This is a genomic window from Fructilactobacillus cliffordii (assembly GCF_024029355.1).
GTDB lineage: Bacteria > Bacillota > Bacilli > Lactobacillales > Lactobacillaceae > Fructilactobacillus > Fructilactobacillus cliffordii.
On sequence record NZ_CP097117.1, the window covers coordinates 421,613 to 435,148 of the forward strand.

Here is a 13,536-nt window from a genome sequence, read left to right on the forward strand (position 1 = left end):
CCTAACTTTACAACTTATTTTAATTTTTTAACGAAGACTAAATCGGTTTGCGGATCATCACCAAGTTCAAAGGTATGGGTAGTTTCTTGATGAAAGCCGATTTCTTGGTAAAAAGCCTTAGCCTTTTCATTTTCACTCCATACCCCTAACCACATATAATCTTCATCCCGTTTGACTGCGGTCTCTTCAGCAAAGGCCAAAAGTTTCGTCCCTAACCCCTGCCGTTTAAAAGCGGGCAGAACGTAGAGTTTTTCAACTTCCAGTGACTTCCCATGATAATTTTCGGTTTGCGCTTCATCAAAATTTAGCTTCATATAACCCCCAATTCTACCATTCACCAAAATAAAGTAAAAGGCACAATTGGGTTGTTGCAGCTGCTTTTTAACCTGCTCCAAAGAGTAATTTTGCTCCAAATAATCCGCAATGTTATGGTCAGCAGAGGTACCCCGATATGTATCCCAAAAGGTTTTCACAATCATTTGGTGTAAATTTCGGACCGTCTGTTTGCTATTCGTTAAATGTTTAATCTCAGTTGTCATGTGAACTCCAATATTAATTTATGCTTACCAAATAATAATTAAGATCCCGTCAATTGACTAAAAGTTAAAACTAATCATTAGTTAATGTCCGTTAGTATAGCTTATTTGCATTGGAAGTCAATCTAAATTTAAATAAAAAAGGAATCCGCACAACATAACGTTCGGATTCCTTTATTTGATACATTCCTAAATCTAAAAATCAGTCTTTCTTATTCTTTAAATTTGCCACTAATTTTTCTGCCACTTCTTTGGGAGAAGCTGGGTTTTGACCGGTAATTAAATGCCCATCCTGAACCACAAAACTTTTAAAAGGCATCCCCTTCTGAAAATCAGCCCCGTGGCTAGTGGCCACCTTTTCATTTAGAAACGGAACTCGTTTGGAATTACCACTTAATAGTTCTTCACTAGTGGTAAAACCTGTAATCTTTTTGCCCGTAATTAGATAGTTCCCATTGGCTAACTTAACGTTCAATAAGCCGGCAATCCCATGACAGACGGAACAAAGATAACCATTCTGCTCATAAATTGATAAGGCAAGCTTTTGTAAAGGTTGATTATTGAAGAAATCGAACATAACCCCATGACCACCCGTAAAATAAATTGCTTCATAATCAGCAGGATTAACTTGTTGGGGACTCAGGGTAGCTGCTAACCCCCGACTCTGATAATCGTTGGTTAAGTACGTTTTTAACGTTTCATCATTAACATATGAATCTTTCATACTCCGCGGATCAAGTGGAACATATCCACCATTTGGACTGACGTAATCAATTGTAAATCCAGCGTGTTCCATCACCGTTACAAATTCGGCTGATTCGCCTAACCATAATCCAGTTAAATGATTAGTTCCCGCAAAATTTGCGACGTTTGTTTCCACTACCAAAATTTTTTGATGCATGTGTTTTTGCCTCCAGCTCTTCTTTTGCTTTTATTCTACCTAATTCAGTCGCCAATCACCAAAAAGACGCTTTTATTTCCCGTTAAATTGACTTTTGCTAAGTTTCGGTTATTCTAGTAGAAAAAGAAAGGACGAACGCAATGAATCCTACTGAAAAAATCAAACTACTCTCTGATTTAGTTGCCATTCGTTCCATTAATAACTATGAAGAGCAGGTAGCGCAATACCTAGCATCCGTGTTTACTGAACATGGAATTGCAAATAAGTTGATTTCGTATGCCCCCAACCGATCCAACCTAGTTGCAGAAATTGGTAGTGGGCACCCGGTTACGGTCTTTAACGGACATGCTGACGTGGTGGCTGTTAATGATGAGTGGAATACAGACCCATTTGTTCTCACTGAAAAAAATAATGAGTTGTACGGACGTGGTGCTTGCGATATGAAAAGCGGATTAGCAGCAATGGTAATTGCCATGCTTGAATTACAAGCAACTAAAACTCCATTAACTGGGACCGTGCGCTTTTTATTAACAGTTGGTGAGGAAGTCGGTGAATACGGTGCCGAGCAGTTAACTACCATGGGCTATATGGATGATGTTGATGCATTAATCATTGGGGAACCAACTGGCTATGAAATTTGTTATGCACACAAAGGTTCCCTTGACATCCAAATTGATTCTAAGGGAACCGATGCCCATAGCTCAATGCCCCAATTGGGTAACAATGCCCTCCAAAATTTACTTGACCTCGTTGAAATCATTGATCACCGCTTACATCAGGTTACGGAGTCAGACGATGCTACTGGAGCATTTCTATTTAATTTTACTGTTTTTAACTCCGGCTCCCAGGTTAATTCCATCCCTGGAACTGCAACCGTTTCTTTAAACGCTCGGACAATCGAAAATTTTGATAACGATGCAGTTTTAAAATTAATTAAATCAGCAGTTAATGAATTGCAGCAAAAGGATGCTAAATATCGCTTTGACATTAAAGTCCTCATGGATTTACCTCCTGTCGATGGTGTGAAAGAAACCCAATTAATCGAACGGGGAAAAGTCGTAGGAAAACAGGTTACCGGAAAACCAATCAAAACGTTTGGAGCAGCTTATACGACAGATGCAGCTAAACTACTAGTTAAAAAACAAAAAGATTTTCCGTTTATGATTTTTGGACCAGGAAATCAATCTTTACACTGTACCAATGAATACATTACTAAAGACATGTACTTTAACTTCATTGAAATTTACAAACAGTTAATGCTTAATAATGGAATTACCCATTAGGCAACAACAAAAGGCTTCGTGATAATTTAATCACGAAGCCTTTTTAATTAGTAAGAAGTTTATTTTTTTCTATTGCCTTTATTTTTTCTACTTCTACCTAAAAGTAATAATAATCCTATGGTTCCCAAGGCACCGAATTCTGCGGCTTTTTCCACGAATCCTTTTTGATTGTGCACGGATTGCTTAGTGTGTTTTGCTGATACTGCAGAATGATTACGCTGCTCTGAAGAACCTATTTCAGACTGTTGTCCTACTTTCTTTTGAACACTACTTGATCTGGAAATCCGTCTCGTTGGCGTTGTTGATGAATCAGAAGCACTATTATTAGCAAACAATTGCTGAATCTGGGACAAGTTAACCGGAGTCTGATTAGTTTGCTGTTGGTTAATTCCGGAATTAGTCTGGTTCCCTGCATTAATCATAGATTGATTATTGTGGCTTAAAGCTAATTGATTTGACTCGGATGCTCCAGATCTCAAACTAGTTCCTTGATAACTTCTGGCCTCTCTATTTCGAGAACTAATCGCAGTCATTTGCGAATTTTCTGATAACAAATTATTTCCAGAAATTGAATCAACAATTGAAACCGAAATACTTTCAGAATCGGACATTGAGTTAGATAAACTTAGTGAATCAATCGTTGAAAATAATTTACTTGAAGAGCTTGAGGTACTTTCGGAAACTACTCTTGAATTTGAAGCACTTAGTGAATCGTCTGTTGAAACCTGAATGCTACTAGAGTTTGATTCCGATCCACTGTTTGAAGCAACCTTAGACGTCGATCCACTTACTGACGAGGCATCAGAGTTTAAGGCGCTGAATGAGTTTGAGATTGATTCACTGATTGACCCCAGCTTAGATGATAACTCACTTACTAATGAACCCTTAGAACTGGATGTACTTTCAGAAGCAACATTTGAATCCAAAGTACTTAATGAATCAGATATCGAAGCTAAAGTACTTGCTGAAGTTGATCCTGATGCGCTAATTGAATTCAGTTTAGATGCGGATTCACTTACCGAATTTGAACCCAATAAACTGGTTAACTCTGACGCGGATGATGAATTGCTTGCTGATGCAACACTAGAATTAGATGCGCTTTCAGAAGTTATTTTTGAATTAACACCACTTAATGAAGCAGAAATGCTTGACGAACTTAAGTTTGATGAACTTGTTGACACTAACTTAGATACTGACTCACTCATTGATTTAGCATTGGAGCTTGATGTGCTCAATGACTTAACTGTCGAAATTGAGATGCTTACCGAATTAGAGCTTAAAATTGAAGTACTCTCAGAATCCACTTTCGAATTCGATTCACTCAGTGAGGCAGCCATTGACGTTGATGAACTTAATGATCTAGCGTTAGAAACTGAAGCACTTAATGAATTTAAATCAGATGCACTAGTTGATCCTGACTCTGAGGATGAAGCACTTAATGAAGTAGCATCTGAAATTACTTTCGAATTCGAAGTACTTTGCGAACTAACCATTGAAACTGATTTACTTAATGACCTGGAACTAGATCCCGACGCACTTTCTGATATTGACTTGGAAATTAAAATACTTACTGAATCAGAAGTCGAAGCTGAGATGCTTGCTGAGTTTGAATCTGATACACTATCTGATTCCAGTTTAGATGTAGATCCACTTATTGATGCGGAACTCGAACTTGAAGTACTTTCGGAACTTACTTTAGAAATTGACTCAATTACTGAAGTAGAAGTTGATACTGAATTACTTAATGATCCAGATTTACTCATCGAATTTGAGCCCGATAAACTGATTGACCCTGATTTAGATGTGAACTCACTTGCTGATGAAGCATTTGAAATTGAAGTACTTTCAGAAGTAACTTTGGAAATAGATTCACTTAATGAATCAACGTTAGAAATCGAAATACTTTCAGATATCAATTTGGAATTTGAGGTGCTTGCAGAACTTGAATCCGATGCACTAGTTGATTCTGACGCAAATGATGAATTACTTGCTGACGTAGAATCCGAAATTGATGTACTTTCAGAAATCGTTTTAGAAATTGAGTCACTTGTCGATGCAGATTTTGAAATTGAAATGTTTGTTGAATTTAAATCCGATACACTAATTGACCCTAACTTAGACATGGATTCACTCGTTGATGCAGCATTCGAACTTGAAGCGCTTTCGGAATCTACTTTTGAATTAGATCCACTCAAAGAGGAAACTATAGAAACTGATTTACTTAATGACCCAGCACTAGAACTAGAAGTACTCTCTGATGTCGACTTGGAATTCAAGACACTTACTGAATCAGATGTTGAACCTGATAAACTTGTTGTTTTTGACCCAGATATACTATCTGATTCCAGTTTAGATGTTGAATCACTTGCTGATGCGACATTAGAAATTGAAGTACTTTCAGAAACCACCTTCGAATTTGATGCACTTAATGATCCAGCGTTAGAAAGCGATGTGCTCTCAGATATTAACTTGGAGTTCAAAGTACTTAATGAAGCATCAGTTGATACTGAAATACTTACCGAAGTTAAATATGATGTGCTGATTGAATCTGATTTAGATATGGATTCACTTGCTGATGTGACATTTGAACTTGACGTACTTTCAGAAGCCACTTTCGAGTTAGATTCACTCAGTGAAACAACTATTGATGTTGATTTACTTAATGAGCCGACATTAGAAATTGACGTACTAATCGAATTTAAATCAGATATAGACTCACTTGCTGATGCAGCATTAGATGTTGAAGTACTTTCAGAAGCTGCTTTCGAAGTCGACCCACTCAGTGAAGCAACCGTTGATGTTGATTTACTCATCGAATTTGAATCCGATAAACTGATCGATTCCAGTTTAGATGTTGATTCGCTTGCTGAGGCAACATTAGATGTTGATTCGCTTGCTGATGCAGCATTAGATGTTGAAGTACTTTCAGAAGCTGCTTTCGAAGTCGATTCACTCAAGGAAGCAACCGTTGATGTTGATTTGCTCATCGAATTTGATTCCAATAAACTGGTCGATTCCAATTTAGATGTTGATTCGCTTGCTGAGGCAACATTAGATGTCGAATTACTTTCGGAAGCTGCTTTTGAATTCGATGCACTCAAGGAAGCAACCGTTGATGTTGATTCGCTCATCGAATTTGAATCCGATAAACTGATCGATTCTAGTTTAGATGTTGATTCGCTTGCCGAAGCAGCATTAGATGTTGAAGTACTTTCAGAAGCTGCCTTCGAAGCCGATCCACTCAAGGAAGCAACCGTTGATGTTGATTTGCTCATCGAATTTGATTCCGATAAACTGGTCGATTCCAGTTTAGATGTTGATTCGCTTGCCGAAGCAGCATTAGATGTTGAAGTACTTTCAGAAGCTGCTTTCGAAGCCGACCCACTCAAGGAAGCAACGATAGAAACCGAGGTGCTTGTTGAATTTGAATCCGATAAACTGATTGATTCCAGTTTAGATGTTGATTCGCTTAACGAAGCAGCATTAGATGTTGAAGTACTTTCAGAAGTTATTTTCGAAGCCGATCCACTCAAGGAAGCAACCGTTGATGTTGATTTGCTCATCGAATTTGATTCCGATAAACTGGTCGATTCCAGTTTAGATGTTGATTCGCTTGCCGAAGCAGCATTAGATGTTGAAGTACTTTCAGAAGCTGCTTTCGAAGCCGACCCACTCAAGGAAGCAACCGTTGATGTTGATTCGCTTGCCGAAGTAGCATTAGATGTTGAAATACTTTCAGAAGTTATTTTCGAAGTCGACCCACTCAAGGAAGCAACGATAGAAAACGAGGTGCTTGTTGAATTTGAGTTGGATACACTAATCGATTCTGATTTTAAAACAGATTCACTTACTGATGCGACATTTGAACTCGAAGTACTTTCAGAAGCTGCTTTAGAAGTCGATCCACTTAGTGAAGCAGCCGTTGATGTTGATTTGCTCATCGAATTTGAATCCGATAAACTGGTCGATTCCAATTTAGATATTGATTCGCTTGCTGAGGCAACATTAGATGTCGAAGTACTTTCGGAAGTTACTTTCGAATTCGATTCACTCAATGAAACAGCCATTGATGTTGATTTACTTAATGATCCAGTGTTAGAAACTGAGGTACTTGTAGAACTTAAATCTGATGTGCTGATTGAATCTAATTTAGATATGGATTCACTTGCCGATGCGACATTCGAGATTGACGTACTTTCAGAAGCCACTTTTGAATTTGATGCACTTAGTGAATCAGCCATGGATGATGATTTACTCATCGAACTTGAATCAGATCCCCTGGTCGACTCTGATTTTGACACGGATCCACTCACTGATGCAGCTGTTGATGCTGAATTACTTAATGATCCTGCATTAGAAACAGACGTACTATCAGAAACTATTTTGGAAATTGAGGTGCTTATTGAATCAGAAGTCGAAATCGAATTACTTACCAAATTTGAACTAGATACACTAGTTGATTCTGACTTAGACACAGAGCCACTTACTGACGCGACATTTGAACTCGAAGTACTTTCAGAAGCTGATTTCGAATTCGATCCACTCAAGGAAGCAACCGTTGATGTTGATTTGCTCATCGAATTTGAATCCGATAAACTGGTCGATTTCAATTTAGATATTGATTCGCTTGCTGACGCGACATTTGAACTCGAAGTACTTTCAGAAGCTGCTTTCGAATTCGATTCACTCAATGAAACAGCCATTGATAATGATTTGCTCATCGAATTTGAATCCGATAAACTGATCGATTCCAGTTTAGATGTTGATTCGCTTGCTGACGCGACATTTGAACTCGAAGTACTTTCAGAAGCTGCTTTCGAATTCGATTCACTCAATGAAACAGCCATTGATAATGATTTGCTCATCGAATTTGAATCCGATAAACTGATCGATTCCAGTTTAGATGTTGATTCGCTTGCTGAGGCAACATTAGATGTTGAAGTACTTTCGGAAGTTGCTTTTGAAGTCGATCCACTCAAGGAAACAACCGTTGATGTTGATTTGCTCATCGAATTTGAATCCGATAAACTGATCGATTCCAGTTTAGATGTTGATTCGCTTGCCGAGGCAACATTAGATGTTGAAGTACTTTCGGAAGCTGCTTTTGAAGTCGATCCACTCAAGGAAACAGCGATAGAAACCGAGGTGCTTATAGAACTTAAATCTGATGTGCTGATTGAATCTAATTTAGATATGGATTCACTTGCTGATGCGACATTCGAGATTGACGTACTTTCAGAAGCTGCTTTTGAAGTCGATCCACTCAAGGAAACAACCGTTGATGTTGATTTGCTCATCGAATTTGAATCCGATAAACTGGTCGACTCCAGTTTAGATGTTGATTCGCTTGCCGAGGCAACATTAGATGTTGAAGTACTTTCGGAAGCTGCTTTCGAGGTCGACCCAATTAAGGAAGCAGAGATAGAAACTGAGGTGCTTATTGAGTTTGAGTTGGATACACTAATCGATTCTGATTTTAAAACAGATTCACTTGCCGATGCGACATTCGAGATTGACTTACTTTCAGAAGCCACTTTAGAAATTGATGCACTTAGTGAATCAGCCGTTGATGTTGATTTACTCATCGAACTTGAATCAGATCCCCTAGTCGACTCTGATTTAGACGCAGATGCACTTGTCGATACAAAATTTGAAATTGAAGTACTCTCGGATGTCAATTGGGAGATTGAAATACTTAGTGAATTGGCTGTTGAAATTGAAGTGCTGGCTGATTCCAGTTTAGATGTAGACTCACTTGCTGATGCAACATTAGAACTTGAAACACTTATTGAATCTGAATTGGATGTGGACTCACTTTCCAATTTAGAATTCGAAGTGCTCTCGGAGACTATTTTCGAATTTGATTTGCTCAATGAAGCAGCCATTGATGCCGAATTACTTAATGATTTCGATTTAGAGTCAGAAAGTGAGGTACTTGTAGAATTTAAATCTGATGCTCTAATTGAATCTGATTTAGATATGGATTCACTTGCTAATGTGGAATTCGAGATTGATGTACTTTCAGAAGTTGCTTTCGAATTCGATTCACTCAGTGAAGTAAACACCGAAACTGATTTACTTAATGATCCAGAATTAGAAATAGACGTACTCTCAGAAGCTACTTTAGAAATTGAGTTGCTTATTGAATCAGACGTTGAAATCAAAATACTTCCAGAACTTGAATCCGATACACTAATTGACTCTGAATTAGACATAGATTCACTTATCGATGAAACATTAGAACTTGAAGTACTTAATGAATCAACAATTGATATTGATTTACTTTCCGAACCTGATTCAGATTCACTGACTGATTCCAATCTAGAAGTAGACATACTAGAAGATTTAGCAATCGAAACTGACGCACTTTCGGATTTAGCCTTTGAAACTGAGTTACTTAGTGAAACAATATTGGAAATCGATTCGCTAGTTGAAACCGATAGTGACTTACTCATTGACCCTAATTTAGATAATGAAAGACTAACTGATTCCGATACAAATGTAGACTTACTATTTGAACCAGAAACTGAGTTAGAAAAACTAGCTGAAATAAATCTAGATTGTGAAGTTGATGTGGAGTCTACTTTACTAATCGAAGCGGATAAAGAACCAAATTTACTGGTAGAAGCAGATTGTAAGTCATTCTCACTTGCATCTGATTTAGAAACACTTGCAGATGCAGAAACGCTATTAAATTTAGATTCACTCATAGACGAAGAAACCGAAAAGCTATTTGCTACACTCGTGGATGAGGAATCTGATTCCTGGGTACTCTGTGAAAGCGAGGCACTTCGAGAAGCCGATCCTCTGCTATCCGTAATTATCGAATTATTCGAAATTGATTGTGAAGATGACTTAGACAGACTAACTTGAGTGGACAAACTATTAGCCGCAGAAATCGAAAAACTATTTGCTGCAGAAACTGAAGCAGAAATACTTAAATGTTCATTATTTGAATGTTCAGACGTCGAAACACTAGCTGAAAGCGAGGCACTAATTCCATTAGACTGGCTAGCTTTATCTGAAACAGAAGCACTAGTGGAAAGCGAAGTGGAATCATAATGAGAGTCATGCTTTAAAGAATCCGCAATTGAAATCGATTCACTTTGATTAATTGAATCACTACTACTAATCGAAGCGGCATTTGATTTAGATTGTGAAACTAACTTCGACTGCGAGGTAATGCTGCTAGACTCGGAAGAACTGACACTATTGTTTATCTTTAACGAGTCGTAATAACTTTGCAAGCTATCAACAATCGACTGGTTGTATAACCTTGAAGCAACTTCAGAACGATAATTTATAATTGAATCACTATAAGATTCAACTTCACTAACTGACGCTTGATTAGAAGCAGCTAAAGATTGACTGGTCGAAGCCGAAGAATTAGCGCTAGACTGCAATGATGACGCAATCGAACTGGCAAGTGAAGCAGAAACACTTTGTGAAGCAGGTGCTTCGGATTGAGATTTAGACTGCGATGCGACAGTTGAGGCCGAGTCGGAAAGCGAAATAGAAGTAGATTCAGACCTGCCAAATGGCCACCATGGGATTGCAGCATTTTCACTACTAGATTTTGAAACACTATAAGAAATCGAGGCAAATTGACTTTGTTGAACACTGGCAATCATCAATGATTGTGAGTTTGAACGGGATAGTTGAACCGAATCATCAAATGATTTACTTGTAGAAGCGCTTTGTGAATAAGATCCCGAATAATTACGAGAATTAATCGAGTTACTAACCGAGTTTAACTGCGAATCCAACTTACTCTGCAATGCATTAGAGGCTTGTAAACTACTCTGTGTGCTAACACTCGCACTGTTAGCAACGCTATTTTTAAAATCAGGAGAAGTTTCGCCACCATATTCAGAAATAAGTGACATTCTGTTCGAAACATCCAAACTTAAGGAGTTCGCCGTAGATGCAGAGTTCATCAGACTAGGAATATCCAATGAAGTATACGAAACGCTAAAATCTAACGCGTTTGAAGTACTTCTAAAATCACTTAGACTAACAGAGATTGATTGTGATTGAGAACCACTAAGTGAGTCTAACTGAGATGCTCCATCTGCGTTAGAAGTTGATCCCCAACTAGTTGACAAGCTGTCTGATAACGTTGTAATTAGTGAATCATGCAAACTGCTAGACGCAGAAGCTGACAACGATGGGATATTAGATACGACCGGTAATCCCAGCACCTTGGAATAAGACTCACTATTTCCAACCCCAACTAATCCATTATAAATGGATACTGCGGCTTTAATGGCATCTTTAGCAATTCCATCTAAAAAGCTATTCCCTAAATGACTAATAATATAGTTCGCTAGTTGGTTCGCTAAATCATAGCTTTGCACCCCAACTTGGAAATACATTTGATCGCCTGGTTGTAATCCATAGTTATCAGGATTAATTTGAACGGTCACATCCTGATTGTAACTATTAGTGGTGTAAGAACCAACTTTCTCCCACGCCCCTAATCCATGGTTAGCAGTAGGATTCCAGATGTATAGGTTGGCAGTCTGACTCCCAAAAACGTTAATCCAACCCCGGCTCGTTTTAATCTTAATGATTCCCGAGTTCCCATCATAAATAAAACTGTTCCCGCTCAAAACATCATCAACATTAGCAGAAATGCCTAATTTCGATAAACTAAGTCCTACTCTTTGCAGAGCTTTATCAATGGCATTCATCAAGAGGTTAAACTGATTATTTTCGCCAGCCGGACCAGATGGAATTTTATTAACTCCATTATTAGAAGGAGCGCTATTAACGGCTAATACTTGGCTTTGAATATGCGAATCACTCGTAGAAGCAACTAGTGACTGCTGTTCCGATAAACTTATAGATTGGTTTTGGGAAAAAGATAAGGACTGTTTATCAGCAACCACAGTTGACTCACTCTGCCGTTGACTTTGACTAATCATTTCTGAATCTGAACCGAAGCTGGTACTTTTACGGTCTTCATTTACTTGTGATAAAGAGCTGTCTTCTACCTTTTCATTGGAAGTCCCAGTAACCGAAGTAGCTTCTTTCCCAATTTTATCTGATGCTGTATCCGTTTGATTATTGGATGCAGCCGACTGAGATTCTCCCGTTGCCATTTCATCACTTTGTGAATCATTATTACTTAGTGATAAACGATTTGAACCGGTGCTACTTTTTGAACTCCAAGAACTGGATTCCGATATACTAATACTTTGTGAACCTACTTGATTTTCTGTAGAACTAATTAAAGTCGCACTAGATGTTGATCCACTAGTTGAAGTTTCCGAACTTGATTCCAATTTAGTAATTTCGGTACTATCCGTGACAGTTCCACTGACGGAATCAGACTTAATCTGTGAATGAGCAGGCACCGTTGCTGATTGTTGATTCACCAGAACCTGATCGCTATCGTTTAATTCTTTTCTCAAAGTCGGATTGGTATCCGCCAAAGTGGTGGGCGTTCCCAATAAAATACTAGAAACTGCTCCACTAACCGTTGCCGTTCCAGCAAATAACCACTGTTTCCCTGATTTATACATTCGATAACGAATTTTCTGGTTGTTTTCTAACAACTCATCGAATCGTTTTTGACTAAATCTTTTCAATTGCTTTCATCCCCTTCTAACTCATGAATGTTTTTATAAATCGTTCAGATCTTATTAGAAATTAACTTCACTATATTAATTAAAGAACTACAGTATTATACACTAATTTTGGTTAAATACAACTTTTCAATAACTATTATCACGCAAATTTATTTTTTGATGAAACAAAAAGCTTCATAAATCAAAAAAATACCCCAAAGGCCAACGACCTTTGGGGTATTAAACTTAGGTAATTACAATTATTTTCATTTCCTGAAAAATAATGTAATTCCGTTATTTATCTTTTTTTCTCTTAGCAAGAGCAAGGAGAAGGAATAATCCTAGAATTCCAAATCCAGCGAGAGCAAACGCCGCAGTTTCAGCGTAGTTTGGTGTCCGCTTTTGATGTTTTTGATTAATATTATGATTTTTGGCAAAACTCTTAACATTAGTGGAATGCTTCTTATGTTTAGCCTTTCGGTTAACATTTTTGTTATTCGCATTAGTGTTAATTTCATTTGCCGCATTAATTCCATTAGCATTGCCATTATTCGTATTACCACCATTAGCATTAGTTGTTAACTGTTGAATAGCGGCACCAACGAAGAACGGAATAATTGCATTACCATTAACGGCTGCTAGTCCTGCAAGAGCACCATTACCGATTACTGGTATAAACACATTGCTACCAATGGTATTAATTTGCTGCATAAGATTTGCGTTGCCATTATTACCAATATTTTGGTTATTAATGTTAGCGTTGTTCTCATTAACAATTGATGTACTAATCGAACCAGAAATACTTACAGAAGTTGAAACACTAGTACTTTGTGATGCTTCTCTAGCTGATTCGGAAGCACTGGTACTTGAAGCAGAGATACTAGTCGATTGAGCTGCTGAATCAGATGTACTACTAATTACTGACTCACTTTGAGACTTGCTGGTTGAGTTAGACTCAATCATCGAAGCACTCGCAGAAGCACTCTTCGAAGCGGCACTCTCAGATGCACTTGCATCATTTGTGGACTTCGAGTTTGCACTTGTAGAAGCTGATTGACTAGCACTCATCGATTTCTCGGTAGACATACTGATACTCTGTGAAGCACTCGTGGAAACTTCACTCATTGAGGCACTTACCGAATCACTTTGTGATCCTGGATGCTTACCGTACTCTGAAATACTTTCACTTTGACTAATAGAAGCACTATTAGATTGCGAGCTAGAAGTTGAAGCAGAGTAACTAG

6 protein-coding genes and 1 pseudogene are annotated in these 13,536 nt (G+C 38.0%); 2 read left to right on the top strand and 5 right to left on the bottom strand.

The genetic code is table 11. The features are described 5' to 3' along the window. Nucleotides 1-14 precede the first annotated feature (14 nt). Together M3M38_RS02200 and M3M38_RS02205 are read right to left on the bottom strand one after the other, a co-directional pair. Nucleotides 15-539 carry a GNAT family N-acetyltransferase gene (locus M3M38_RS02200; RefSeq protein WP_252814625.1) on the bottom strand — a complete coding sequence of 175 codons (525 nt, stop codon included), beginning with the start codon at nt 537-539 and terminating at the stop codon, nt 15-17. A gap of 199 nt (nt 540-738) precedes the next feature. After that, entirely contained in the window at nt 739-1,437 is a 699-nt protein-coding gene (locus M3M38_RS02205; protein ID WP_252814626.1) for a type 1 glutamine amidotransferase domain-containing protein, read from the bottom strand. 140 nt (nt 1,438-1,577) lie between these two features. On the opposite strand from M3M38_RS02205, the gene M3M38_RS02210 reads away from it, so the two are divergent. Beyond that, on the top strand, nt 1,578-2,720 hold the full coding sequence (locus M3M38_RS02210; RefSeq protein WP_252814627.1) for an ArgE/DapE family deacylase: 1,143 nt from the start codon (nt 1,578-1,580) through the stop codon (nt 2,718-2,720). A 59-nt stretch (nt 2,721-2,779) separates the two neighbouring features. Here the strand turns inward: M3M38_RS02210 and M3M38_RS02215 are convergent, their stop codons facing one another. Further along, entirely contained in the window at nt 2,780-3,754 is a 975-nt protein-coding gene (locus M3M38_RS02215; protein WP_252814628.1) for a hypothetical protein, read from the bottom strand. A gap of 31 nt (nt 3,755-3,785) precedes the next feature. On the opposite strand from M3M38_RS02215, the gene M3M38_RS02220 reads away from it, so the two are divergent. Continuing rightward, nucleotides 3,786-9,593 (top strand): hypothetical protein, encoded by a 5,808-nt coding sequence (locus M3M38_RS02220; RefSeq protein ID WP_252814629.1) that lies wholly within the window; start codon nt 3,786-3,788, stop codon nt 9,591-9,593. A gap of 2,576 nt (nt 9,594-12,169) precedes the next feature. Here the strand turns inward: M3M38_RS02220 and M3M38_RS07495 are convergent. Next, a pseudogene (locus M3M38_RS07495) lies at nt 12,170-12,313 on the bottom strand (KxYKxGKxW signal peptide domain-containing protein); the annotation flags it as partial. A 273-nt stretch (nt 12,314-12,586) separates the two neighbouring features. Then, nucleotides 12,587-13,360, bottom strand: coding sequence for a hypothetical protein (locus M3M38_RS02225; protein WP_252814630.1), 774 nt, complete (start codon nt 13,358-13,360; stop codon nt 12,587-12,589). Between the last annotated feature and the right edge of the window lie 176 nt (nt 13,361-13,536).